We start from the raw sequence: 24,185 nt of genomic DNA on the forward strand, positions 1-24,185 counted from the left end.
CACTAACGCGCCAGTAACGCGCGCGCCCGGACGATGTCGGGCTGGTCGAAGCCCTCGGCGAATCGGGCGAGCGGCGGCTCGACCACTCGGCGCGCGCCGATACCCTCCCGTGGCTCGCGCAATGCCGCCAGCGACAGCGCGGCGCGTAGCTCGAGAGGGCGAGCCCGTTGAGCGGCGGCGATCTCGATCGCCTTGATCAGCGACGATTCGGCTTCGGCCAGGTTGGCGCTGCGTTGCAGCAGAAGCTCGCCGCGCAGGCGATAGAGCTCCGCGTCCAGCCAGTGCTCGCCAGTGTGCTCCGCATGATGGAGCGCCTGATCCAGCGCCGCAAGCGCGGCCTCGGTCTCGCCCACGTCACCCAGGCATTCCGCCAGCATGCCGAGATACAGCGGCAGCCGCAGGCGCGCGCCGGTGCCATGAAAGCCCTCGATCGCCGCCCGCATTGCCGCCACGGCGTCGGCGCCGGGCGACTGCTTTGCATTGGCCCAGGCGAGCAGCACGTCAGCCCAGGCAAGGTAGTAGCCGACGTGGTACTGATCGGCGATCGAACGTGCCTGTCGGGCGTAGTGAAGCGTGAGACCGTGCTGCCGGCGCAGGGCATGCTGCGTTGCAAGATAAGACAGCGCCAGCGCCTGGGAGAACGGGTGTGCCAGCCGGTTTGCCACCTCCAGCGCTTCGCGTCCACGCCGGAGGGCCTGATCGGCAAGCCCGGTGAACCAGAATGCATGGGCCGACCACGCCGAGGCCAGCACGCCGAAGTTTCCGCCCATCAACGACACATGCTCGGCGTGCTGGGTTTCGTCATAAGCGCCGATCGCGCGTTGATACGCTGGCTCCGCCGCCACCCAGTCACCCTGCTGGACCAGGCTCCCCATGATGTTGGTCCATGCCATCGACGCGTAGGTACCCGACCCGGAAGTGCCCAATCCCGCGATGAGTTCCTCGCTCAGGCTCCGTGCCTGGGCAAGCTCCGCACTGACGACGAGAAAGAAGGCAAGGCTGACCTGGGCGCGCGCCTGCTGACCGAAGTCGCCCGCCTGTCTGCTGAGCTCCACGGCGCGCCGCAGTGGCGTGTCGAGCTCCGGTGCCGCCCACCCACGGGAAATGCGAATCGGCGGCGCAAGGTCGAGTTGCAATGCCAGCGACTGCTGAGCGCGCTCTTGCGGATCGACGATCTGATCGGCTTGCGCCAGCCCGCGCCGCAGCAGGGCGATGGCATCGTCATAGGCGTACACACTCTGCGCAACGCCGGCCGCGCGCCGATAGAACGCGGCTGAATCGGTTGGCAGGCCCGCCTGTTCGTAGTGCGCGGCAATCTGCGCGCTGGCAGCGTCGAGATCATCGTCCGGCGCCTGTTCAAGTGCGCGTGCCACGCGTTGATGCAGGCGGCGGCGTTGCAGCGGACTGACCTCGGCGTACGCCACGTCCCGGATCTTGTCGTGRCTGAAGTCAAAGGCAATGCCCCCGCTGTCCGGCTGGCGCACGATGCCTCGTTGCCAGAGTTCATCCAGCGCATTCGTGAGGGCGTCCTCGCGCACGTCGCTCGCCTGGGCCAGCACATCGGCGGTGAATGCTCGCCCGATGATCGCCGCGACGCCGACGATATCGCGCGCGGCAGGCGACAGTTGCGCAAGACGGTTCGAGATCACCGTGTACACCTTGGGTGGCAACTTCGGGACCGTGCCGTGCGGCGTGCCGCCGGCCGTCGCGGTGCCGGACCGGGCGCGCATCATCTCGACCGTGAACAGGGGATTGCCTTCGCTTTCCTCGAATAGCCGGGTTGCCTCCGCATCGGCCAGCGGCCGATTGATGATCTGCGCCGCGATCTTCGCAGTTTCGGCGGCATCCAGCGCGCCCAGCAACATCTCCGTGAGCTGGTCGTCGCGCCGCAAGGCGTCAAGCAGCTGGCTCACGGCGTGCAAGGGCGTGAGGTCTTCATGCCGCGCCGTGGCGACCACGAGGAGCTTCGCGCTCACGTCGAAGCGCATCAGGAAACGTAGCCATTCAAGCGTCTCCGCGTCGCACCATTGCAGATCGTCGAGCAACAGCAGCAGCGGCCCGTCTGTCGCCAGCACGGCGCGCGCCAGCGCTTCGAAGAACCGCTGGCGCTGCCAGTATTCGGTGAGTGGGGAGGGCGGAGGCAGGCCGGGTTGTTGCGTCAGCAGCTCTGGCAACAGGCGCGCGACTTCGGTCAGCCACAGTCTGTCGAGTCCGCTCATCGCTTCGTGCAAGGCGGGGCTGCGCAGCCAGCCGGTGACCGGCGCAAACGCGACCCGCCCCTCGGCCGCGTACGCGCGCGAGTGCGTCGTGGTGAAGCCTTGCCCGGAAAGGTGCACGAGCAATTCCTCCGCCAGGCGCGACTTGCCGATGCCTGCTTCGCCCGAGATCAGGGCGAACTGCTTGTCGCCAAGCTGACTACGCTGCCACACTTCGAGAAGCCGCCGCCATTCGTCGTGGCGTCCGATCATTGACAGCATGGGGTCCCGTGGGCGTCGACGCTGTGTTGGCGCAGCCTGGGCAGCAAGGCGCGCATAGGCCTCGCGCAAGGCTTCACTGGGCACGATGCCCAGCTCGCGCGTGAACGTTTCAACGCAGTTGCGATAGGCGCGCAGCGCGGATGCATGATCGTGATTCAGGGCATGCAGGCGCATCAGCGCCATATAGGTGGGCTCGCGTAATGGGTCGAGCCGCTGCAACTGCTGCGAGTGTTTCAACGCCTTTGCGTAGTCGCGCCTGTCCTCGCTCAACAGGCTGAGCCGCACGAGCGCCGCGATGCACGCTTCGCGTAACTGATCGCGCTGCGGGGCGATCCATTCATCGTAACAACTGGCTAGCAGGTCGCCCCGATACAGCTCCGCTGCATGCGTCAGGCGCTCTTCCTCGGTGGCCGCGTCGTTGTTGCTTGCGGCCCGCGCCGCGGTGGCCAGGGCCGACTGAAACTGCGCGACATCGAGATCGAACGCGGAATCGGGCAACCATCGCACCATTTGCGCGTCGGCGTGGACGAAACTGGCTGCGTGCGGCCATGACTTGCGTAGATGAAACAGGAGCTGACGCAATGCGTTGCGTGCCTGCGCTTGCGTGGAATCGGGCCAGAACAGGAAGGCGAGTTGCTGGCGCGACTGCGGCACGTCTCGATGCAAAATCAGATAGGCAAGCAGCGCCTGCAAGCGGGGAGAATTCGCGTCAGGCATCGGCGCGTCGGCGCCGTCGAGATGGAACTCGCCGAACAGTCGGACAGAGTAGCGAGCTTCAGGCGCCATGCTGGTCACCGGAGATCTAGGCGACTTCGGCGGCGTCGTGGAGGCCGGCCCACGTCCTGGTACGCTGGACTGCCGATGGCGGTGCGGACGCACTCGACAAACATGCGTAATCGCGCAGGCACGCATCGGACTTCAGCGTGGGCGATGTCAATGGACTCCGGAGCCGGAGGCGATGCGCCATGCCGGGTAGGCGCCAGCCGTCGTGTCGTGCGTCTCAGCAGGGTTGCTCCCAAGGAATTTTTTCCAGATCGGCCAAGCGCTCGCTGACGACGGATTCGGACAGATGGAGGCGGCGCGCGGCCTCGCTGATCGCGCCAGCCTCCACTACGGCGACGAAGCCGACCACGCCTTCGAGCTTGCGCATTGTTCGGAGCATCCGGATGGCAGTTCTGCGTTCTTCAGTGTAGTGCGAACTACGCTCGCCGCAGAAGCTTGCCGGGACGAAAGCGAAACCGCCCGACGGGTTCGCGGCTTGACACGTGCGTTAAACGCCATAGTCTCCACGCGGTATGTGCGCTGCATCATGGGATCCGCCTCGACGCTTTCGTCGAGATGTCACGCAATCGCCGCGTGCTGGCGGCAGGAGGTCCCTTGGAAAGCTCGACGGCGTTTGCGTCGCTTGGCGTAACGGGCCCGTTCACGCATGTGCGTTTCGACTATGTGCTCCAGGACGCGCTGTGCGAAGACGAAATGATGGCCGCGAGCCGATACGATACGGCGGCGCTCCGATCGCGCGGATCGGCGTGGTAGGGCGGCATCGTCCTGATGCCGTTGGCGCAGCCCGCTCCGCTCCTATGAGCGGAGGCCGAACAAGCCGTGCCAGAACGAATCGAAGGCGCCGGGGTGACGCCCGGGCCGCGTCACCTCGTCGGGGTTTGACGCCGCCGCACCGGCGGGCGGCGGGGCGGCCTCGGTGTCAGGCGCGTCCGCGGCCGGCACGGTTGCCCGCCGCGACTCCTGCAAGGCCCATGTGCTGTCCGCGATGCGTGCCGCCAGTTCCGCGTCGCAGTCCCGGCCGAGCAGCACGCCGAAGATGACGTCGCGGTTGTGGCCGTCGTCGGCAAAGCGCATCGCGATGGCGACCATCTTTTCGTAGTGTTCCTGCGCGACGCGCTGGGCTTCGCCTTGCGCCTCGCGCTCCTGCGCTTCCTGCGCCTCGCGCTCGGCCTGGCAGCGCCGCATCTCCCGCTCGAATACCTCGTCGTAGATCTGGCGCTGCCCGGCATCGGAAAGAATGGTGTAGGCATCCCGGATCTCCTGGAATGCCTCGTGCGCCTGCGCCTCGCGGCCAAGGTTGCGGTCGGGGTGCCACTTCATCGCGGCGCGGCGGTAGGCGCGCTTGATCTCGTCCAGGGTAGCGTCCGATTGCACGCCGAGGGTCGCGTAGAGGGTGGTCATGGGCCTGGGGCGGCTGCTGGGGGGCTTTTATCCTAGCACGGGGTGGCGCGCCAGCAGCGTCACCCGCCGTGTCGACGTGATGTCGTTATTGGTAGCGCACTTCTACGCATATCGACGCCATTCGGCACGGCGCACGCCTACGGCAGCCCCGGGGAGATCGCCGCCTCGCTCGGGCAGGCCAAGGGCAAGCTGCGCGAAGTGTTCGGCCGGCCACCATGAGCACTGGCTGCGCGCCCCGGCTCGCTTGCGCGATTGCGCTAATGAGTAAATGCTTGTTTCCATGTCACCTTCACGGAGCCACATCATGGACACTCGAAGTGAGCTGCAAGCCACCGTGGACGCCCTGGTTCAAGCGGGCAAAGGCCTGCTGGCCGCCGACGAGAGCGGGCCAACGATCGCCAAGCGGTTCGAGCGCATCGGTGTGGCATCGAGCGAGGAGAGCCGCCGGGCGTGGCGCGACCTGCTTCTGTCGACACCAGGTCTTGGTGAATTCATCAGCGGCGTGATCCTGTACGAGGAAACACTGGGCCAGCGCGCCGACGATGGCACGCCGCTGCCGGAGCTGGCGGCGCGCCATGGCATCGTGCCCGGCATCAAGGTGGACAAGGGCAAGCTCGCGCTAGCCCACGCTCCCGGCGACGAGATCACCGAGGGCCTCGACGGGCTGGCCAAGCGGCTTGCCGGCTATCGCCAGCAGGGCGCGCGCTTTGCCAAGTGGCGCGCGGTGTACAACGTGTCCGACAAACTGCCCGGCCGGCTTGCCATCCAGGCCAATGCGGAGGCGCTGGCACGCTATGCCGCGATCTGCCAGGAGACGGGCGTGGTGCCCATCGTCGAGCCCGAGGTGCTGATGGATGGCGCGCACTCCATGGCGCGTTGCGCCGAGGTCACCGAGACCGTGCTGCACGAAGTCTTTCACGCTTTGCACCGGCATGCGGTGGTGCTCGAACACATGCTGCTGAAACCCAGCATGGTGCTCCCCGGCAAGGAGGCCGGCCACGCGACGCCGGCCGAGGTTGCCATGCAGACCCTGCAGGTGCTCAAGCGCACGGTGCCGGCGGCGGTGCCGGGCATCTTCTTCCTGTCCGGCGGCCAAACGCCTACTGAGGCCACCGCCAATCTCGATGCCATGAACCGGCTCGGCCCGCTGCCCTGGCGGCTGGCCTTTTCCTACGGACGCGCCTTGCAGGAGCCGCCCCTGCTGGCCTGGCGCGGCGAGGCCGCTAACGCGGCGCAAGCGCAACGGGCGCTGCTGCAGCGCTCCCGGCTGAATGGCATGGCCTGCCTGGGGCAATATGAAGCGGCGCTGGAGACCGCTGCGGGCTGAGCTTTCGGCAGGCGCGGTCTGGACCGGGCGCTCAAACGCTTGCGCGCTGCCTGCATCAGGCGCCCGCGCTGCTCGGGTTCCGCGGGCGCCTTGTAGACCGAGTGACGTCGCCGCGAGCATCACATGCTTGCGCTTCCAGCCTGCGGTAAGCGCGCTCAGTATCGGCGCAGGAAAGGTCGCTGCGAAGTCTGCTTCAGCCGGTTAAGGAACCAGCGGCCGGCGGGGCCGGGCGGCGTGTCCTTGCGGTAGACCGCGAACATGGCGATCGGCGGGGTACGCGGCTGGAAGCTTTCCAGCCGCAACGCCACCAGGTCGCCCGCATCGATATCCCCCTGCACCATTGCCGCTGGCATGTGCCCCCAGCCGAAGCCGGCGCGCAAGAAGGCATGCTTCGCGCCCAGATCGGCCAGGCGCCAGGTCAGCGGCGAGAAGACGCCGAAGGTCTCCCCCTCGGTCAGCGTGGTGCGGTCGGTCAGGACCAATTGCACGTGGCCCTCCAGTTCGCGTACCCGGATAGCCCCCTTGCGCGATGCCAGAGGATGCGATGGCGCGGCCACGGTGACCATTGGCACGTCGAGCAGCTTTTCCGCATCCAGCGTCTCGGGAACCGCGGGCATCGATCCGCTGATGCCAAGCCGGCAAACGCGCTCGATTACCGGGCGCATGACCGCGCCAAGCGCCTCTACATACAAGCGCAGCGGGGTGTGTGGAAAAGCATCGCGGAACTCGCCCACTGTCACCGTCAGTGACGCCATCGGGTACATGACATCCACCACCACAGACAGCTCGGGTTCAAGTCCTTCGGCAATCGCGCGCGCCTTGGATTTGAAGCCGTCCATGCCGCTCACCACCAGCCGCGCCTGCGCCAGAAGCGCGGCGCCCTGCTCGGTCAGGCGCGGGTAGCGGCCGCTGCGATCGAACAACTGGACATCGATTTGTCCCTCCAGGTTGGCGAGCGTCTGGCTCACCACCGACTGCGCGCGCCGCAGCTTCCGCCCCGCCGCGGAGAAGCTGCCCTCGTCGGCGGCCGCGATGAAGGTGCGTAGCTGGTCCAGGGATACGCCATCAAGCATGTATCTATTCCTTAGATGGATTTCATCTAGAAATATAGGCTACCAATATATATGTCAAGCACCTAACCTTCGGTCATGTCATCGCCGAAGGAGATTTTCATGGAGTACGCAACGCAGACCCGTCACGCCGGAGACGCGGGCCAGACCCAGCACCACGCCGCGCAGCCGGATGCGGCGAGCCATCGTGCCATCGTGCTGCGTACTGGTGGCCGCCGGCATGGTCCCGTTTCACGGATCGTCAGTCCCGGCGACGTTGGCAAGCTGATCAAGCCCTTCGTCTTTCTCGACTACTTCGATTTCGCACCCTCAGGCGACGCGTTGTTCCCCATGCACCCGCACTCGGGCATCGCTACCCTCACCGTGCTGCTCGAGGGCGAACTGCACTACGAAGATACGACCGGCGCGGCCGGCGTGTTGGCGGCGGGCAGCGTCGAATGGATGCGGGCGGGCAACGGCATCTGGCACGCAGCCAGTCCCGCGAAGGGGAGCCGCTTCCAGGGCTATCAACTGTGGATCGCCCTGCCGCGCAGCCTGGAGAACGGCACGCCGCACAGCCAATACCTTCCGGCATCCTCGATACCGCAATCAGGACCGGTGCGCCTGGTACTGGGCTCACTGGCTGGAAAAGACAGCCCGGTTGCCGCGCCGTCCGGCGTGGCACTGCTGCACGTGTGCCTGGCGGCGGGCCAAAGCTGGCGCTATCAGCCGCCCGCAAGCCACACCGTGGCCTGGGCACACGTCAACCGTGGCACGCTCGCGACGGGTGGCGAGTTGCTGCAGGACGAACTCGCGGTCTTCTCACAATCCGAGGACGCGCTCGATTTCACCGCCAAAACAGATGCGGATTTCATCGTCGCGTCGGCGGTCCCCCATCCGCACGACCTGGCACTTGGCTACTACTCAGTCCATACATCGAACGACGCGCTCCGCAGGGGCGAAGCCGAGATCGCCAGGATCGGGACGCAGTTGCGCGCCGATGGTCGTCTGCGGTGATGCGAGTGACTCCCAGGCAAGGCATTTACCGCTTTATCTCCACGTTCCATTCTTCATTACGTACTTTCCATTTCTTCACCCAAGGATGCAAACCATGAACTCGACGACCGCAACTTCGCACCTGGCCCTTCCCCTGATCGGCCGTACCCTCATCGCCACCATCTTTCTCGTCAGCGGCCTTGGCAAGCTGATGGCGCCCGGCGCGACCATCGCTTACATCGGCTCGCTCGGCCTGCCTGTGCCGCTGCTGGGCTATCTCGGTGCGCTGGTGCTGGAACTGGCGGGCAGCGTGCTGTTGATTGCCGGCTATCGCACGCGATTGACTGCTGCGCTGCTTGCCGCCTACGCCGTGGTCACGGCGCTGATCTTCCATCACGCGCTCGGCGATCAGAACCAGATGTTCCACTTCCTGAAGAACCTGGCGATGGCCGGCGGTCTGCTGCAGGTGGTGGCCCATGGCGCCGGCGCGCTTAGCATCGACGGTCGCCGCAGCACGACCGGCACGCGCGCCGTCGCGGCGCATTGAATGCCACGTACCCAACAATCCGGGAGCACGTAGTTGCAGGTTCGCGGCAAGAATCTCCGCTACCACCGCGCCCGACACGCAAGGAAATATCATGAGCGTCGCAGCAGAGTTGTTGCAGCAACACCTCCAGTGGCTGGTTGATGACCACCAGCAATGGCAGGAACTGATTGCCGCGGACATCGTATGGGAACTGCCCTACGCGCCGGGCATCGGGCATCCGTCGAAATTGAGCGGCCGGGACGCGGTGATCCGCCATGTCTCCTGGTTCATCGGTGCGGTATCGAATTTCCGCTTCTTCGACGCCGAGATCCTACCCGCGGCAGACCCTCGTCAAGCCGTTGCGCGGGTGCACGCCGAAGGGCTGATCCAGTCGACCGGCCGCATCTACCGGCAGGAGTACGTCGTGTTCTTGACGGCCCGCGACGGCAGGATCGCGCATCTGCGCGAATACTTCGACCCGGTGCAGGCCGCGCTGGCACTTGATACCCCGATCGTCGGCATTACCGCAAGGAGCCTTTGATGAAAGCCATTCGTGTAGCCGCCTACGGCGGCCCCGATTCCCTGTCGCTGCAGGAACTCGATGATCCTCGCCCCGGTGATGGCGAGGTGCTGATTGATGTCGCCGCCACCTCGGTCAACCCGATTGACTGGAAGATCGTCAGTGGGGCCATGCAAGCCTTCATTCCGCTAACCTTTCCCTTCACGCCCGGGGTGGATGCCGCGGGGACTGTCATTGCGGTTGGACGCAATGTCACCACACTGGTGCCGGGAGACGAAGTGCTGGGCTTCATCGGCATCGTCGGCGGCTATGCAACGCGTGCCGTGGTGGATGCGGGGCGCCTTGCCCGCAAGCCGAAGGGCCTCGGGTTCCTGGAGGCCGCTGGCATTCCCGCGGCGGCTTTGACTGCCTGGCAAGCGCTGCACGACCACGGCAAGCTTCAGGCGGGACAGAAAGTCCTGATCCATGCCGCAGCTGGCGGTGTCGGTAGCGTGGCCGTGCAGTTGGCGAACCTGGCCGGCGCACAAGTGATCGGCACCGCTTCGGCCGCCAACCGGAGCTACCTCCAAGGCCTGGGGGCGACGGACGTGATCGACTACACCGAGGACGATTTTGCCGCCAAGGTTTCGGATGTCGATCTTGTACTCGACCTGGTCGGCAGCGACACGCAAGTGCGTTCCTGGTCAGTGCTCAAGCGCGGTGGCACGCTGGTATCCAGCGTCAGCCCGCCGGATGCCAGGCGCGCCCATGAAGTCGGCGCCGACGGAAAGCACTTTGCGACGCGCCCTGATGGTGCCCAGCTCTCCGCGCTGGCCATGCTTTACGAATCAGGCAGACTGCGCGTCGAAATTGAGTCCACTTATCCACTGGATCGAGCCGGAGAGGCAATGGCGAAGAGCATGGCCAGGCATGTGCGCGGCAAGGTGATTATCCAAACGGCATAAGGCGCCGGCTGGCACGCGCGCGAGGCGATGCCGTCCATCTTCTGCCCGCCGAACGGCCGGTGAAGGGGCGGGGCCGCCGGTCCGACTCTACGTGCGGTCCCCTTTGCGCGCCATCAGTACGGAAGCCGTGGCGCCCGATGCATCGCAACGTCCGTCTACCAAGACGAGGTTCCCCCGCGCGCCCTGAGCAGTTTCCCTTCAAAGTGCGCAACCAGGAAGTCGAGGAACGCCCGGACCTTGGCCGACATGTTCAACCGCTCAGGGAAGACGGCAAAGATGTCGGCTGGTGGCAAGGCATAGTCTTCGAGCAGCAAGACCAGGCGGCCGCTTCGGAGGTACTTGGCAAGGTCCCACTCCGCGCGCTGCAAGATCCCTTGCCCGGCCAGGCCCCACGTCAGCGTCACTTCGCCATCATTGCTGCTCAGGGCGCCGCGCACCTTTACCGTTTCCGTCTTCTTGCCTTTGACGAAGCGCCAGATGCCATAGGCGGAGTCGTTCTGGCGCAGCACGATGCATTGATGCTGGGTCAGATCATGTGGCGTGATCGGCGTGCCGTGTGCATTTAGATAGGAGGGCGCGGCGCAGACCAGGCGCCGGTTGTCGGCAATCTTCCGCGCTATAAGGCGTGTGTCAGGAATCTCGCCGAACCGGATTCCTATGTCGAATCCCTCATCGCCCAGGTTCATCGGCCTGTCCGTCAGGTGGAGCTGCACCTCCATTTGTGGATACCGTTTCGCGAAATCGGATATCGCGGGCGCGATGTAGGTTCGCCCGAATCCCAGCGGGGCATTGACGCGCAACGTCCCACGCGGCGCCACATGGCTGCTGGAGATCAGTTGGTCGAGATCCTCGATCTCAGCAAGCAGGCGCCGGGCGTGCTCGAGGTAGACCTCTCCCTCGGCAGTCAGGCCGATGCGCCGCGTCGTCCGGTTCAGCAACCGCACGCCAAGCCGCTTTTCCATTTGAGCCAGCCGTTTGCTGATGGCGGCGGGGGTGACGTCTTGTTCACGCGCTGCCGCTGACAGGCTGCCCGCCTTGGCCAGGCCAGCGAAGAAGGCAAGTTCGGAAGGCTGTCCCATCTTCAACCTCAAGTTAATATTAGTTTGAAATTAAGTTTATCTTACTCCCTCAGTTTTCAACGATAGTTAGGTCACAGAAGGCGCCGGCAAGCCTGGCGGTTGAAAGCGGCCTTCGGTGTGTGGAAAACAATGCGAGGAGCAACGCTATGCGTGAATACAAGATTGCAGCCATCCCTGGCGATGGCATCGGCCCGGAAGTCATCTCTGCCGGTTTGCAAGTGCTGGAGACCCTGGCGGGACAAGACGGCGGCTTCAGGCTGAGCGTCGAGCATTTTCCCTGGAGCTCCGACTACTATCTGGAGAAAGGCTACTACATCCCCGAAGGCGGGCTGGAGCGCCTGAAGCAGTTCGACGCCATCTTCTTTGGCGCAGTGGGCGCCCTGAACGTACCCGATCACGTGTCGCTGTGGGGCCTGCGTCTGCCTATCGCCCAGGGCTTCGACCAATACGCCAATGTGCGTCCGGCGCGCGTCCTGCCAGGGGTGAAGAGCCCGCTGGCGAATGGCAAGGACATCGACTGGGTCATCATCCGCGAAAACTCGGAAGGCGAGTATGCCGGCAATGGCGGTCGTACTCACCGTGGCCTGCCCATCGAGACCGGCACTGAAACAGCAGTCTTCACGCGCGCCGGGGTCGAACGGATCCACCGCTTCGCATTCGAGATCGCGCGGAAGCGCCCCCGCAAACACCTCACCCTGGTGACCAAGTCGAACGCGCAACGCTTCGGCATGGTGATGTGGGACGAGATCTTCTATGAAGTCGCCAAGGACTATCCGGACGTCAAGGTTGACCGCGAACTGGTCGATGCCGTGACCACGCGCATGGTGTTGAAGCCCCATACGCTGGACGTGGTGGTCGCGACCAACCTGCACGCCGACATCCTGTCCGACCTGGCGGCAGCGCTGTCCGGCAGCCTCGGCATCGCGCCGACCGCCAACCTGAACCCGGAACGCGTGTTTCCGTCGATGTTCGAACCGATCCACGGTTCTGCCTTCGATATCACGGGCAAGGGCGTGGCGAATCCCATCGCCACCTTCTGGACCGCGGCCATGATGCTCGAGCATCTGGGCGAGAAGCCCGCGGCGGACCGCCTGATGGCAGCCATCGAGCAGATCACCGCCAACGGCGTCTTCACCCCGGATCTGGGCGGCAATGCGACCACCGCATCTGTCACCGAAGCCATCTGCAAGGTGTTGGCCGATCAGGTCAAGAAGGCGGCCTGAAGCTGGAAAAGCAGCGCGGCTTGCCGCGCCGCAGCAAACCGCTGGCGGGTTAGCACCGGCACAGGTGCCCCGCACCGTGCCGGCCCTGAATGGGCCGGCCAACAAAGAATTCCATCAGGAGACAGGCATGCAATCCGTTATCCGGACTGCGGTGGCTGCGTTCGCCCTCGCTCTCGGCGCCGGCACCGCTTTCGCCCAGGTATATCCCGCCAAGCCCATTCGCCTTATCGTCCCGTTTCCCCCGGGGGGCACCACCGATGTCCTTGCCCGTACGGTGGGACAAAAGCTCACGCAGGCGCTGGGCCAGCCCGTCATTATCGAAAACCGGCCGGGCGCTGGCGCAACCATTGGCGCGGACGCCGCCGCGAAGTCTGCGCCAGATGGCTACACGCTGCTCATGGGCGCGGTTCATCACACCATCGCGCCGAACGTCTACAAAAAGCTCTCCTACGACTTCCAAAAGGACCTGACACCGGTCTCCGTCGTTGCCATCGTGCCGAACGTGCTCGTTGTCAGCCCGAGCTTCCCGGCCAGGAACGTGCAGGAGCTGGTTGCCTACGCCAGGGCCAACCCGGGAAAGCTGACCTACGCGTCCAATGGCAACGGCACGGCCCATCACCTGATCGGCGAGCAATTCAAGGCACAGACCGGCACCAACATCGTCCACGTTCCCTACAAGGGGAGCGCCCCGGCTATCACCGACCTGATGGGCGGACAGGTCTCGATGATGTTTGACACCGCGTCGTCCGCGCTGCCTTACATCAAGGCGGGCAAGCTGAAGCCGCTGGCGGTCGCCACGGCCAGGCGCTCTTCCGCGCTGCCGGATGTGCCTACCCTTGCCGAGTCGGGCTTGCCAGGCTTCGATATCGCCTCCTGGTTCGGCATCCTTGCCCCTACGGGAACGCCGCCTGAGATCGTGAACCGGCTAAGCACGGAAATCACCAGGGCCCTGGCACTCCCCGATGTGAAGAAGCAGTTTGCGGCCATCGGCGCAGAACCGGTCGGCAACACCCCGGCTCAGATGACGGCCCAGATCAAGGAAGAAGTCACCCGCTTCGGCAAGCTCGTCAAAGAGGCGCGCGTAAGCATGGACTGACCGGGAGGCACGGCCGTCGCGAAGACGTCGGCCGCATCCGTTCGATGAAGGCAAGACAGACAGGCTGCGCTGCAAGTGCGTCGCCACAGGAGACATCATGAAAAGGCGACTCATCAGCTCACTGTATGTCCAGGTGCTCATTGCCGTGGYGGCGGGCATCCTGCTGGGTATCTTCATGCCCCATATCGGCAGCGAGCTCAAACCACTTGGCGATATCTTCATCCGCCTCATCAAGATGGTGTTTGCACCCATCATCTTCGCGACGGTAGTGCTCGGCATCGCCAAGATGGAAAGCATGAAAGACCTTGGCAGGGTAGGCTGGCGTGCCTTGCTGTACTTCGAAGTGCTGTCGACGTTCGCGCTGCTGCTCGGCGTCATCGTGGTCAACTTGGTACAGCCCGGTCATGGCATGAACGTCGACCCGGCGACGCTCGACACGAAGAGCATTGCCGCTTATACGGCACAGGTGAAGCACGAAGGCGTCATGGACTTCCTGCTCAACCTCGTGCCGATGAGCATTGTCGATGCACTGGCCAAGAACGACATCCTGCAGATCCTCGTGTTTTCGGTATTCATGGGCGTGGCCCTGGCCCATCTGGGCGAGCGCGGCAAGCCGTTCGTCGCCGCCCTGGACTCGTTCGCCAACGCCATGTTCGCGATCGTCGGCATGATCATGCGCTTCGCGCCGGTTGCCGCGTTCGGCGCCATGTCATTCACGGTGGGCAAGTATGGCTTTGGCTCCATTGCATCGCTTGGCAAGCTGGTCGCCACCATGTACGGGACCTGCGCGCTGTTCGTGCTGATTGTGTTGGGTGCCATTTGCCGCATCTGCGGATTCAGCCTGTTCAAATTCCTGAAGTACATCAAGGACGAAATCCTGACCGTGCTGGGCACGAGCTCGTCGGAATCCGTCATTCCGCAGTTGATGCGCAAGCTGGAGAACGTCGGCGTGTCGAAGCCCGTCGTCGGGCTGGTGGTGCCGGCGGGGCTTACCTTCAACCCCGATGGCCAGTGCATCTACTACACCATGGCCGCGATCTTTATCGCACAGGCAACCAACACGCCATTGACCCTCACCGACCAGTTCGTCGTGCTCGGTGTGCTGCTGCTGACTTCGAAGGGTTCCGCGGGCATCACCGGCTCGGGTTTCATCACGCTGGCGGCAACGCTCGCGTCGCTGGGGAAGATTCCGGTGGCTGGCATGGTTCTCCTGCTTGGGGTGGACCGCTTCATGTCGGAGGCGCGCGCCATCACCAACACCATCGGCAACGCGGTTGCGACCATGGCGATTGCCAAGTGGGTCGGCGCGCTCGACGAGGACCGCGTCCAACGCGTCCTCAATGGCGAAGTCGACCCCGAGGACCTGGAGCAACTCTACGAAGGTGTCGCGCCGGAACCGATCCCGCTGGTGCCGTTGCAGCCGAACTATGCCGCCGACGCCCGCAAGAGTGCTTGAAACCGGAACGGAAACAGGTAGCGCATCGTGAAACACCTCAGCATTGAAAACCCCCGTGCATTCCTGGAGTCGCTCTTCCGGACTGCCGTATCCGCGGCGGACCCGCGGGACTGCCTGGCGACCGCATTACCCGAGCCGCCTGCCGGTCGCACCATCGTCGTCGGGGCCGGCAAGGCCGCCGCCAGCATGGCCCGGGCGCTGGAACAGGCGTGGCCGGGCCCACTCACCGGACTGGTTGTGACGCGGTACGGCCACGCCACGCCGACCTCGCGCATCGAAGTCGTCGAAGCCGCGCATCCGGTACCCGACGCGGCTGGCCAGCGTGCCGCGGTTCGCATGCTGGACATGGTCTCGGGGTTGTGCCCGGACGATCTGGTCATCTGCCTGATATCCGGCGGCGGATCCTCGCTGCTCAGCCTTCCGCTGGCCGGCATAAGCCTGGAGGAAAAACGCGCCGTCAACCAGGCGCTGCTGGCCAGCGGCGCGACCATCTCGGAGATGAACTGTGTGCGGCGGCATCTTTCCGGCATTAAAGGTGGAAGGCTTGCCGCTGCGTGCCATCCGGCTCGCGTTGTTACGCTGCTGATCTCGGACGTACCCGGCGACGACCCGGTCAATATCGCTTCCGGGCCGACGGTATGCGACGCGACCACGTGCCAGGACGCGCTGGATATCGTCCGGCGCTACGGGATCCCGCTCCCGGCCAGCGCGGAGCGTCTGCTGGCGTCCGGCAGCGGGGAGTCCGTCAAGCCAGGCGACGAACGGCTCGCGCACAGCGAGGTGCGCATGATCGCGACGCCTGCCATCTCCCTTGCCGCCGCGGCGCAGGCAGCGGCGGCCGCGGGCATCCAGCCCTATGTACTGGGGGATCGCATCGAAGGCGAGGCCACCGACGTCGGCAAGGTGATGGCCGGCATCGCCTTCCAGGCCGCGCGGGCAACGGCGCCATTCCAGCTTCCGTGCGTGCTTCTGTCAGGGGGCGAGACCACCGTCACGGTCAGAGGCAATGGCCGCGGTGGGCGCAACGTGCAATTCCTGCTTTCCCTGGCCATTGCGCTGGACGGCCACCCGGGTGTCTTTGCGCTGGCCGCCGATACGGACGGCGTGGACGGCATCGAAGAGATCGCAGGGGCATACGCCGACCCCACGACACTCTCGCGAGGCTGGCAAAGGGAGATGGCGCCGCACGCCCTTCTCGCCAACAACGACGGACACACCTTCTTCGAGGCGCTTGGCGACTCCATCGTCACGGGCCCGACTCTTACCAACGTCAACGACTTCCGCGCCTTGCTGATTACCAGCCCGGCCGGGAAAGGATGCTAGATCATGCGCCGCACTCGAAATGCCAAGATTGTCGCCACCGTCGGACCGGCCAGCAGCGATGCTGCAACCCTTCGCCGCCTGTTCATGGCCGGCGCCGACGTCTTTCGGCTGAACTTCAGCCACGGCACGCATGCCGACCACAAGGCACGCCTCAACCTCATCAGGGATCTGGAGACGGAGCTGGGACGGCCTATCGGCGTCCTGCTGGACCTGCAAGGGCCAAAGCTGCGCGTGGGCCAGTTCGCGAACGGTCCCGTTACGCTCGTGCAAGGCCAGACGTTCCGGCTTGACATGGACAAGGACCGCCCGGGCGACGCGACCCGGGTTGCACTGCCCCATCCCGAGATCTTTGCGGCACTGGAAGCGCAGACCGACCTGTTGCTCGACGATGGGAAGCTTCGCCTCCGGGTAAAGGCATTCGGGCCGGACTATGCCGAGACCGAAGTGATCGACGGTGGGGTGCTGTCCGACCGCAAGGGCGTCAACGTGCCAGGCGTCGTGCTGCCGCTGTCGGCCTTGACCGCGAAGGACCGAGAAGACCTGGACTACGGCTTGTCGCTCGGGGTCGACTGGATCGCATTGTCTTTCGTCCAGCGCGCGGAGGACATTCGCGAGATCAAGCAGATTGTCGGAAACCGGGCCAGCATCGTCGCCAAGCTGGAGAAGCCTGCGGCCATCGCGGAGCTGCATGCCATCGTCGCCGAAACCGACGCGGTGATGGTCGCCCGCGGCGATCTTGGCGTCGAAATGCCCGCCGAGCAGGTGCCGTCCATCCAGAAACGCATCGTGCAGGCTTGCCGCAAAGCGGGCAAGCCCGTTATCGTCGCCACGCAGATGCTGGAATCCATGGTGAGCTCGCCGGTACCGACGCGCGCCGAAGCATCCGACGTTGCCACCGCCATCTACGATGGCGCCGACGCCGTCATGCTCTCCGCAGAATCGGCCTCGGGGAAATTCCCCGTCGAAGCCGTGCAGATGATGAACAGCATCATTGTGCAGACGGAGGCAGACCCGTACTACAGGGAGGTCATGGAGGCGTCGCAGACACCACCGGAGCCGGACATCGCCAACGCAATCGGCAGTGCAATGCGCCGCGTGGCCGGGCTTCTCCACGTAGCCACCACCGTGGCGTACACAAGCTCCGGCTATTCCGCCATGCGCATGTCTCGCGAGCGTCCCGATGCCCCCATTATCGGCATGACCCCAAACCTGCATGCTGCGCGTGCCATGGCACTCGTCTGGGGTGTGCATGCGGTCATCATCCATGAAGTGGAGAGCGTCACCGAGATGACGAACTATGCCTGCGACACAGCCGAGAACGAGGGCTTTGCCACTTCGGGGCAAGTCATCGTGATCTCCGCGGGCATGCCATTCGGCACGCCTGGCACGACCAACCTGCTTCGCATTGCAACGGTTGGCCAGCCGGCCGCCTGAAGACCCTCGGCACCCACGACATCCCTATTTGAGGCATTCATCATGACCGTCATCCGATCCATCCGAGGCTTCGAGGTATTGGACTCCCGCGGCAATCCCACCGTAGCCGCGGAGGTGACGCTGGCCGATGGCGCCTGTGGATATGCGGCCGCACCCTCGGGCGCCTCCACCGGCAGCCGGGAAGCACTGGAACTCCGGGACAATGACCCGGCCCGCTACGGCGGCAAAGGGGTCCGGAAGGCCGTCAGACACGTCAACGAAGACCTGAGCGCAACGCTGGTCGGTTGCGACGCTGCGGACCAGGCGGCCGTGGATGGCCTGCTCCTGCAAGCGGACGGTACGGAGACGAAGTCCCGCATGGGCGCGAATGCGCTTCTGGCGGTGTCCCTCGCCGCCGCCAGGGCGGCGGCTGCATCCCAACGGGTGCCTTTGTACAGGCGCTTCTCGACGGCCGACCGCTTCGTGCTGCCGGTACCGATGATGAATGTGATCAACGGCGGCGCTCACGCCGACAACAACGTCGACATACAAGAGTTCATGATTCTGCCGGCAGGCGCCGCTTCATTTGCCGAGGCGATCCGTTGGGGTGCCGAGGTATTTCACTCGCTCAAGAGCGTGCTGCGAAAGCGGGGCCTCTCCACCGCTGTGGGTGACGAGGGCGGGTTTGCTCCCGATCTTCCCTCCAATGAGGCTGCGCTGGAAGCGATCATCAGTGCAATCGAGCTCGCCGGCTATCGGATCGGCCCCGATATCGCGCTGGGTCTGGACGTCGCCAGCTCGGAACTCTACGAGAACGGGGTGTATAGCCTGGCCTCCGAAGGCAAGCACTTCGACGCCGGCGGCTTCTGCGACTATCTCGCCGCGCTGGCGAAGAACTACCCCATCGTCACCATCGAGGATGGAATGGCAGAGGACGACTGGACAGGATGGAAGCTGCTGACGGAGACGCTCGGAGAACGCATTCAGCTTGTGGGCGATGATCTGTTTGTCACCAACACGGCCATACTGGAGAGAGGCATCGAAGAAGGAATCGCCAATTCCATCCTGATCAAGCCGAATCAGATCGGTACCCTGACAGAGACTCTGGCCGCCATATCGATGGCCACCGCGGCGGGATACACCGCGGTCGTGTCCCATCGCTCCGGCGAGACGGAAGACACGACGATTGCCGATATCGCGGTAGGGACTTCGGCCACCCAAATCAAGACCGGATCGCTCTGCCGCTCGGATCGTGTGGCCAAGTACAACCGGATACTGCTGATCGAAGCCGAGTTGGGAGAACTGGCTACCTATGCGGGACCGACCGCGTTCGGGCCGCCAGCCCTCCGCGCGCGTTCAAGGCAGCGGCGCTGACATCTCCTGCAATAGCGGTGCCTTGTCGTTCACTGCCGAGCCAATCAGCGCAAAGCCAAACGTGCGTCCTGTCGCCGGATCGGAGCAGATGGCGCGGATGCTGTTGCGCACATCCTGCGGATGCTACCGGCTCGATCATGGCCAGCGCCTGCGTGGTGGGCACCATGCGGCTGCCGCTGCGCACCAGCAGCGGGTCGCCGGTCATCTCGCGCATCCGCCGCAGTGCAACACGGATCGCCGGCCGGGACTGGCCCAGCAGGACCGCTGTACGGGAGACGCTGCACGCGGTCAGCAGGGTATGCAGGATGCGGAGCAACTGGAGGTCTAGCGAGGCTTTTGGCATCACGATGGGGCAAGGTTGGTTATCAGGACGGGAGGCATTGCCGCCGCTTGCGAACGCGGTATGATCTGGCGATCCACGGCCCGGACGCCAGCGGCGCTCCGGGACGGCGCACTTGCGGCCAGGCGGTGGCCGCCGACATGACGAGGTGAGGGACAGATGAAAACCAGCGCAAGAAACAAGCTGACCGGCAAGGTGACAGCAGTCCACCAGGGCGCGGTGAACGACGAGATCGAACTCGAGGTTGCCGGCGGCGCGAAGATCGTCGCCACCATCACCAGCGACAGCACCAAGCGGCTCGGGCTCGCGGTAGGCAAGGAAGCCATCGCGCTGATCAAGGCGTCATCCGTCATCGTTGGCGTGCCTGAACCGGACATGCTGCTCTCCGCCCGCAATCAGCTTGTGGGCACGGTTTCGGGGGTCAAGACCGGCGCCGTCAATGCCGAAGTTGTCATTGGCCTGAAGCAGGGGGGCGAGATCGTGGCCATCATCACCAATGACAGCGTAAGCAGCCTGGGGCTGGTGCAAGGCGGCGCGGCCGTCGCCATCTTCAAGGCCTCCAGCGTCTTGCTGGCCACTCGCGCCTGACCCTGCCTACCGTGCCGCCGGCGCCGCGAACACTTCCAGGCTGATCAGCCTGGAGACGTAGCGCCCGGCCTTGCCGTCGTTCGGGACTGCCAGCCGGGCAAAACCGCTGGCGGTGAGCGGCGCGCCATCCATCGCATAGGCGATCATGACCGGCTGGTTGCCGAAGCCGGGCTCGATCTCGCCCAGCGAGATCGGCGTCTTGTAGCCGTCGCTGCCGGTCGCCACCACGTACATGGCGAGCACATCGCTCTTTACCGCCGGATATGTCGGCGTTTGCGGAGATCGTGCGGTGGATTCGGAGGGAGCGGTGGGTGGTTATCCCACCGCCGCCGAGCCGCGCTTGCCTGCCTGCGGCCTTTCGTCACTTGTCAGCCTAGCCAGCCCTTGATGGTCGCCGCCATGACGTTGGCGGAGATGCCGTAGCGATCGTGCAACGTAGGCAGTGCGCCAGCGTCGAGGAACGCGTCCGGAAGGCCAATCTGCCGGAATGGCGCGCTAACGCCAGCGCGCATCAGCGCAGTCGCCACCCCTTCGCCGAGACCGCCGATTACCGTATGGTTCTCGGCGACGACGACGAGCCGGCCAGCGCGCTTTGCCTCTTGCACGATGGTTTCGGTGTCAAGGGGTTTGATCGTCGGCACGTGCAGCACGCCAACGCCCACGTGATCTGCTTCCAGCGCCTTGGCGACTTCGAGCGCGCGCATTGTCATGATGCCCGACGAGATAACGAGCACCTCAGCGCCGTCGCGCAGCAATTTTGCCTTGCCAAGTTCAAAGCGATAGTCATATTCATCGAGCACCATGGGGACGTTGCCGCGCAGCAGCCGCGCATAGACAGGACCGCGATGTGCCGCGATGGCGGGCACCATTTGCTCGGTGTCCAGCGCGTCGCACGGATCGATGACGGTCATGTTCGGCATCGCGCRCATCAAGGCCAGGTCCTCGGCGGCCTGATGGCTTGGTCCATAGCCTGTCGTGAGGCCGGGAAGCGCACAGACGATCTTCACGTCCAGGTTGTCTTCGGCGATGGCCTGGTGCATGAAGTCATAGGCGCGGCGCGTGGCAAAGACCGCGTACGTGGTGACAAAGGGCTGTGCCCCCTCGTGCGCCAGGCCGGCGGCAGCGCCCATCAGCAACTGCTCGGCCATGCCCATCTGGTAGTAGCGTTCGGGGAACGCCTTCGCAAAGAGATGCAGGTCGGTGTATTTGCCGAGGTCGGCCGTCATGCCGATCACGTCGGGCTTGTTGCGGGCCAGTTCCACCAGTGCATGTCCGAACGGGGCAGGGCGGGTCGCCTGGCCCTCTCCGGCAATCGACGCGATCATTGCGGACGTCTTCAGACGCGGCTTGTTCAAGGTTGCGTTGCTCATGCTTGTCTCCCGGCTTCCAGTGCTTCCAGCGCGAGCTGCCACTCGTGGGCGTCGACGCGGATAAAGTGATTCTTCTCGCGCTGCTCCAGGAAAGGAACACCGCAGCCCATGCGCGTATCGCAAACGATCATGCGAGGCTGCGCGCCCGGATGCGATCGCGCCGCATCGAATGCCGCCGCTACCGCCTCGATATCGTTGCCATCGACGCGCTGCGTAAACCAGCCAAAGGCCTCCAGCTTCTCCACCAGCGGCTCGAATGCCATGATTTGCGTCGATGGCCCGTCGGCCTGCTGGTTGTTGACATCGACCATTGCGATGAGGTTGTCCAGTTTCCAGTGGCTCGCCGACATGATGCCTTCCCAGATCGCGCCTTCGTCCAGTTCGCCATCGGAGAACAGCGTATAGACAAAAGCATCGGAGCCCTTGCGCTTGAGGCCAAGGCAACGGCCAACGGCTATCGTCAGGCCCTGCCCCAGAGACCCGCCAGACATCTCCATGCCTGGCGTGTAACTTGCCATGCCTGACATCGGCAGGCGGCTATCGTCGCTGCCATACGTCTCCAGCTCTTCTGCCGGGAGAATGCCTGCTTCGAACAAGGCGGCATACAGCGCGATCGCGTAGTGCCCGTTGGACAGGAGGAAGCGGTCTCGCCCCTCCCACTCCGGGTCTTCCGGCCGGTACCGCATGGCACCGAAGTACGCAACGGCAAGGACGTCCGCGATGTCGAGTGCCTGCCCGATGTAGCCCTGGCCTTGCACTTCACCCATCAACAGGGCATTCCTGCGGATTCGATAGGCGCGCTCTGGCAGTGCCACGGGCGCTTCGGATGAGGATGAATTCATATTCGTCTCCTGCGTAGATCTGATGGTCAAGGGGATGGAGAAGCTCAACGGTTGACGGTCTTCGCCGGGACAAGGAAGACAAGCAGTGCGCCGAGCACGATGACGCCTGAGATAAAGATCAGGCCGGCGGTCGATTTTCCGGTCAGGTCGTTGAGCCAGCCTACGATGGCCGGGGAAAAGAAGCCGGCAAGGTTCGCGAAGCAGTTGACGGCGGCGATCCCGGCCGCTGCCGACATGCCACCCAGCAAAGCGGTGGGCAAGGCCCAGAACTGCGACGAGGACGTCAGGATTCCCGCCGCCGCGATGCTCAGGCAGACGATCGAAGCACCGACGCTGCCAAGCAGGGGAAGCGTCGCAAAGCCAGCCGCCGCTACCAGCATCGGGATCGCCAGGTGCAGGCGCCGCTCGCGGCGCCGGTCCGCGCTCAAGCCGACCAATGGCAGCGCAATAATGGCGCACAGGTACGGCAAAGCGGTAAGGATGCCCACCCACAAGGGGTCGGCGACGCCGGCCTTCCTGACGATGGTCGGCAACCAGAACGTCAAGCCGTACTGTCCGAGCACGACGCAGAAGTAGATGGAGGCCATCAGCCAGAGCCGGCGATCGGCGATGAATGCGCGGATCGACACGTGCGAGACCTTCTGTGCATTGTCGCCAGCGACGTTGCGCGCAAGCAGCGCTTTCTCCGCTTCGGTGAGCCACTTCGCATTCTGGATGCCGTTGTCCAGGTAGAGCAGGATGGCGATGCCGAGAACCAGCGATGGCAGYGCCTCCAGCATGAACAGCCACTTCCAGCCGGCCAGATCCAGCACGCCGTGGAATGCGTGCATGATGTAGCCGGACAGTGGTCCGCCCACGATGCCCGCCAGCGGTATCGCCATGAAGAACATCGATAGCGCCTTGGCCCGCCTTTCCGACGGAAACCAATAGGTCATGTAAAGAATGACCCCGGGCGCAAATCCGGCCTCCGCGACGCCTAGCAAGAAGCGCAACACGTAGAAGGAGGTGGGCGTGCTGACAAACGCAAAGCTCGCCGAGATGACGGCCCACGTCAGCATGATGCGCGCGAGCCAGTTGCGCGCACCCACCTTGTGCAGAATCATGTTGCTCGGGACTTCGAAGAGGAAATATCCAAGAAAGAAGATGCCGGCGCCAAGGCCATAGATCGTTTCACTGAAGCGCAGGTCATTGAGCATCTGCAGCTTGGCAAATCCCACATTGACCCGGTCCAGATAGGCGCCAAGGTAGCAGAGCATCAGGAACGGTATCAGGCGCCGTACCACTTTCGCGTAGGTCTTGGATTCAAAGGTGGCGGCATCCGTGTGCGCCATCACATCGCCCGCGACGGGCGAAGCGTACTTGGTCTTCATGTTGTCTCCTGCCAGGCGCCCCGGGTTAGCCCGAGTGCGCCGATTGTTCCGCCAGGTGAAGGCGGCAGTCGAGGGACGGTCAGTGAATCAGCATCCCGCCATTGACGTCGAGTGTGATGCCCGTCAGGTAGGCGGACAGATCGCTGATCAGGAAGAGGCAGGCGTTGGCCACATCGGCGGCATCGCCGAGACGCCCCAGCGGAATGCCTTTGATGATGTCAGCCCGCATTTCCGGCGTAAGCTTGTCGCCGGTGATGTCCGTCTGGATCAGGCCTGGCGTAATGGAGTTGACGCGAATGTGGTCGCCGCCAAATTCCCGGGCCATGGCGCGTGCGAGGCCAAGCACGCCCGCTTTCGCCGCGCTGTAGTGCGGACCGCCAAAAATGCCACCGCCACGTTGGGCGGAAACCGACGACATGCAAACGATGCTGCCGTGCCTCTGCGCCTTCATTTGAGGGATGACTGCCTGCGACATGTAGAGCGTGCCGCGCAGGTTCACATCGACGACGGCATCGAAGTTGGCTGGCTGGATGTCCAGCGTCCGCAGGGGCTGCGTAATGCCGGCGTTATTGATCAGGCCATCGATGCGCCCGTATTTTTCCAGGGCGGCGCGCGCGGCCAGTTGGCAGGCCGCGCGGTCCGTGAAATCGCATGCGATGCCGAGGTGATCTTCGCCAAGGTCCAGTGC

General features: G+C 64.5%; 23 protein-coding genes and 1 pseudogene. 13 read left to right on the plus strand and 11 right to left on the minus strand.

Annotation, left to right across the window (positions count from 1 at the left end; all coding sequences use genetic code 11):
- Positions 1-2: 2 nt before the first annotated feature.
- Complete coding sequence (locus tag AC1DN0_RS22945; protein WP_477111858.1) at positions 3-3,263, minus strand: ATP-binding protein; 3,261 nt, start codon at positions 3,261-3,263, stop codon at positions 3-5.
- A gap of 214 nt (positions 3,264-3,477) precedes the next feature.
- On the minus strand, positions 3,478-3,627 hold the full coding sequence (locus AC1DN0_RS22950) for a helix-turn-helix domain-containing protein (protein WP_441630523.1): 150 nt from the start codon (positions 3,625-3,627) through the stop codon (positions 3,478-3,480).
- A 227-nt stretch (positions 3,628-3,854) separates the two neighbouring features.
- Here AC1DN0_RS22950 and AC1DN0_RS22955 point away from each other — a divergent pair, with 227 nt between their 5' ends.
- A complete protein-coding gene (locus AC1DN0_RS22955; protein WP_441630525.1) occupies positions 3,855-4,013 on the plus strand; it encodes a hypothetical protein in 159 nt (52 codons plus the stop codon).
- A 42-nt stretch (positions 4,014-4,055) separates the two neighbouring features.
- On the opposite strand, the gene AC1DN0_RS22960 is transcribed toward AC1DN0_RS22955, so the two are convergent.
- Positions 4,056-4,661: a J domain-containing protein gene (locus AC1DN0_RS22960; protein WP_441630527.1), complete on the minus strand. Its 606-nt coding sequence runs from the start codon at positions 4,659-4,661 to the stop codon at positions 4,056-4,058.
- Positions 4,662-4,965: 304 nt separating this feature from the next.
- Here AC1DN0_RS22960 and AC1DN0_RS22965 point away from each other — a divergent pair, with 304 nt between their 5' ends.
- Positions 4,966-5,988 carry a class I fructose-bisphosphate aldolase gene (locus AC1DN0_RS22965; protein ID WP_441630529.1) on the plus strand — a complete coding sequence of 341 codons (1,023 nt, stop codon included), beginning with the start codon at positions 4,966-4,968 and terminating at the stop codon, positions 5,986-5,988.
- Positions 5,989-6,143: 155 nt separating this feature from the next.
- On the opposite strand, the gene AC1DN0_RS22970 is transcribed toward AC1DN0_RS22965, so the two are convergent.
- Positions 6,144-7,061 carry a LysR family transcriptional regulator gene (locus tag AC1DN0_RS22970; protein ID WP_441630531.1) on the minus strand — a complete coding sequence of 306 codons (918 nt, stop codon included), beginning with the start codon at positions 7,059-7,061 and terminating at the stop codon, positions 6,144-6,146.
- 99 nt (positions 7,062-7,160) lie between these two features.
- On the opposite strand from AC1DN0_RS22970, the gene AC1DN0_RS22975 reads away from it, so the two are divergent.
- From AC1DN0_RS22975 to AC1DN0_RS22990, 4 genes are all read left to right on the plus strand, one after another.
- Positions 7,161-8,054, plus strand: a complete 894-nt coding sequence (locus AC1DN0_RS22975; RefSeq protein WP_441630533.1) for a pirin family protein — start codon at positions 7,161-7,163, stop codon at positions 8,052-8,054.
- Positions 8,055-8,139: 85 nt separating this feature from the next.
- On the plus strand, positions 8,140-8,580 hold the full coding sequence (locus AC1DN0_RS22980; protein ID WP_441630535.1) for a DoxX family protein: 441 nt from the start codon (positions 8,140-8,142) through the stop codon (positions 8,578-8,580).
- 91 nt (positions 8,581-8,671) lie between these two features.
- Positions 8,672-9,100 carry a nuclear transport factor 2 family protein gene (locus tag AC1DN0_RS22985; RefSeq protein WP_441630537.1) on the plus strand — a complete coding sequence of 143 codons (429 nt, stop codon included), beginning with the start codon at positions 8,672-8,674 and terminating at the stop codon, positions 9,098-9,100.
- On the plus strand, positions 9,100-10,023 hold the full coding sequence (locus AC1DN0_RS22990) for an NADP-dependent oxidoreductase (protein WP_441630570.1): 924 nt from the start codon (positions 9,100-9,102) through the stop codon (positions 10,021-10,023). Before AC1DN0_RS22985 ends, AC1DN0_RS22990 begins: the two co-directional genes overlap by 1 nt.
- Positions 10,024-10,178: 155 nt before the next feature.
- Here AC1DN0_RS22990 and AC1DN0_RS22995 read toward each other — a convergent pair whose 3' ends face one another.
- A complete protein-coding gene (locus AC1DN0_RS22995; RefSeq protein WP_441630539.1) occupies positions 10,179-11,102 on the minus strand; it encodes a LysR substrate-binding domain-containing protein in 924 nt (307 codons plus the stop codon).
- Between the two features lie 146 nt (positions 11,103-11,248).
- Between AC1DN0_RS22995 and AC1DN0_RS23000 the strand changes: the two genes are divergently transcribed.
- The 6 genes from AC1DN0_RS23000 (at position 11,249) to eno (ending at position 18,987) form a co-directional block, all read left to right on the plus strand.
- The gene (locus AC1DN0_RS23000) at positions 11,249-12,325 is read left to right on the plus strand and encodes a tartrate dehydrogenase (RefSeq protein WP_441630541.1); all 1,077 of its coding nucleotides are present in this window, start codon (positions 11,249-11,251) and stop codon (positions 12,323-12,325) included.
- A gap of 127 nt (positions 12,326-12,452) precedes the next feature.
- Entirely contained in the window at positions 12,453-13,421 is a 969-nt protein-coding gene (locus tag AC1DN0_RS23005) for a tripartite tricarboxylate transporter substrate binding protein (protein WP_441630543.1), read from the plus strand.
- Positions 13,422-13,518: 97 nt separating this feature from the next.
- Complete coding sequence (locus AC1DN0_RS23010; protein ID WP_477146031.1) at positions 13,519-14,877, plus strand: dicarboxylate/amino acid:cation symporter; 1,359 nt, start codon at positions 13,519-13,521, stop codon at positions 14,875-14,877.
- Between the two features lie 27 nt (positions 14,878-14,904).
- Complete coding sequence (locus AC1DN0_RS23015; protein WP_441630546.1) at positions 14,905-16,200, plus strand: glycerate kinase type-2 family protein; 1,296 nt, start codon at positions 14,905-14,907, stop codon at positions 16,198-16,200.
- 3 nt (positions 16,201-16,203) lie between these two features.
- A complete protein-coding gene (pyk, locus tag AC1DN0_RS23020) occupies positions 16,204-17,634 on the plus strand; it encodes a pyruvate kinase (protein ID WP_441630548.1) in 1,431 nt (476 codons plus the stop codon).
- A gap of 42 nt (positions 17,635-17,676) precedes the next feature.
- A complete protein-coding gene (gene eno, locus AC1DN0_RS23025) occupies positions 17,677-18,987 on the plus strand; it encodes a phosphopyruvate hydratase (protein WP_477111859.1) in 1,311 nt (436 codons plus the stop codon).
- Between the two features lie 115 nt (positions 18,988-19,102).
- Here the strand turns inward: eno and AC1DN0_RS23030 are convergent.
- Positions 19,103-19,330, minus strand: a pseudogene (locus AC1DN0_RS23030) (LysR family transcriptional regulator); the annotation flags it as partial.
- Positions 19,331-19,486: 156 nt separating this feature from the next.
- Here AC1DN0_RS23030 and AC1DN0_RS23035 point away from each other — a divergent pair.
- A complete protein-coding gene (locus AC1DN0_RS23035) occupies positions 19,487-19,915 on the plus strand; it encodes a TOBE domain-containing protein (protein ID WP_045240277.1) in 429 nt (142 codons plus the stop codon).
- 6 nt (positions 19,916-19,921) lie between these two features.
- On the opposite strand, the gene AC1DN0_RS23040 is transcribed toward AC1DN0_RS23035, so the two are convergent.
- From AC1DN0_RS23040 to AC1DN0_RS23060, 5 genes are all read right to left on the minus strand, one after another.
- Positions 19,922-20,158 carry a molybdopterin-binding protein gene (locus AC1DN0_RS23040; RefSeq protein ID WP_441630552.1) on the minus strand — a complete coding sequence of 79 codons (237 nt, stop codon included), beginning with the start codon at positions 20,156-20,158 and terminating at the stop codon, positions 19,922-19,924.
- Positions 20,159-20,283: 125 nt separating this feature from the next.
- Entirely contained in the window at positions 20,284-21,285 is a 1,002-nt protein-coding gene (locus AC1DN0_RS23045; RefSeq protein ID WP_477146032.1) for a transketolase family protein, read from the minus strand.
- A complete protein-coding gene (locus tag AC1DN0_RS23050; RefSeq protein WP_441630555.1) occupies positions 21,282-22,127 on the minus strand; it encodes a transketolase in 846 nt (281 codons plus the stop codon). Before AC1DN0_RS23050 ends, AC1DN0_RS23045 begins: the two co-directional genes overlap by 4 nt.
- 44 nt (positions 22,128-22,171) lie before the next feature.
- Positions 22,172-23,497, minus strand: coding sequence for an MFS transporter (locus AC1DN0_RS23055; RefSeq protein ID WP_045240274.1), 1,326 nt, complete (start codon positions 23,495-23,497; stop codon positions 22,172-22,174).
- A gap of 79 nt (positions 23,498-23,576) precedes the next feature.
- A partial coding sequence (locus AC1DN0_RS23060) for an SDR family NAD(P)-dependent oxidoreductase (RefSeq protein WP_477146033.1) occupies positions 23,577-24,185 on the minus strand: 609 nt, incomplete at its 5' end.

The sequence above is a fragment of the Cupriavidus sp. 05N39 genome, from assembly GCF_056397325.1.

Bases quoted from the DNA above. Each gene is read 5' to 3' on its own strand.
- AC1DN0_RS22975 (WP_441630533.1), top strand. From the start codon at position 7,161: ATGGAGTACGCAACGCAGACCCGTCACGCCGGAGACGCGGGCCAGACC.
- AC1DN0_RS23005 (WP_441630543.1), top strand. From the start codon at position 12,453: ATGCAATCCGTTATCCGGACTGCGGTGGCTGCGTTCGCCCTCGCTCTC.
- AC1DN0_RS22960 (WP_441630527.1), bottom strand. From the start codon at position 4,661: ATGACCACCCTCTACGCGACCCTCGGCGTGCAATCGGACGCTACCCTG.
- AC1DN0_RS22965 (WP_441630529.1), top strand. From the start codon at position 4,966: ATGGACACTCGAAGTGAGCTGCAAGCCACCGTGGACGCCCTGGTTCAA.
- AC1DN0_RS23035 (WP_045240277.1), top strand. From the start codon at position 19,487: ATGAAAACCAGCGCAAGAAACAAGCTGACCGGCAAGGTGACAGCAGTC.
- AC1DN0_RS22980 (WP_441630535.1), top strand. From the start codon at position 8,140: ATGCAAACCATGAACTCGACGACCGCAACTTCGCACCTGGCCCTTCCC.
- AC1DN0_RS22970 (WP_441630531.1), bottom strand. From the start codon at position 7,061: ATGCTTGATGGCGTATCCCTGGACCAGCTACGCACCTTCATCGCGGCC.
- AC1DN0_RS23000 (WP_441630541.1), top strand. From the start codon at position 11,249: ATGCGTGAATACAAGATTGCAGCCATCCCTGGCGATGGCATCGGCCCG.
- AC1DN0_RS23050 (WP_441630555.1), bottom strand. From the start codon at position 22,127: ATGAATTCATCCTCATCCGAAGCGCCCGTGGCACTGCCAGAGCGCGCC.
- pyk (WP_441630548.1), top strand. From the start codon at position 16,204: ATGCGCCGCACTCGAAATGCCAAGATTGTCGCCACCGTCGGACCGGCC.
- AC1DN0_RS22950 (WP_441630523.1), bottom strand. From the start codon at position 3,627: ATGCGCAAGCTCGAAGGCGTGGTCGGCTTCGTCGCCGTAGTGGAGGCT.
- AC1DN0_RS22995 (WP_441630539.1), bottom strand. From the start codon at position 11,102: ATGGGACAGCCTTCCGAACTTGCCTTCTTCGCTGGCCTGGCCAAGGCG.
- AC1DN0_RS22985 (WP_441630537.1), top strand. From the start codon at position 8,672: ATGAGCGTCGCAGCAGAGTTGTTGCAGCAACACCTCCAGTGGCTGGTT.
- AC1DN0_RS22990 (WP_441630570.1), top strand. From the start codon at position 9,100: ATGAAAGCCATTCGTGTAGCCGCCTACGGCGGCCCCGATTCCCTGTCG.
- eno (WP_477111859.1), top strand. From the start codon at position 17,677: ATGACCGTCATCCGATCCATCCGAGGCTTCGAGGTATTGGACTCCCGC.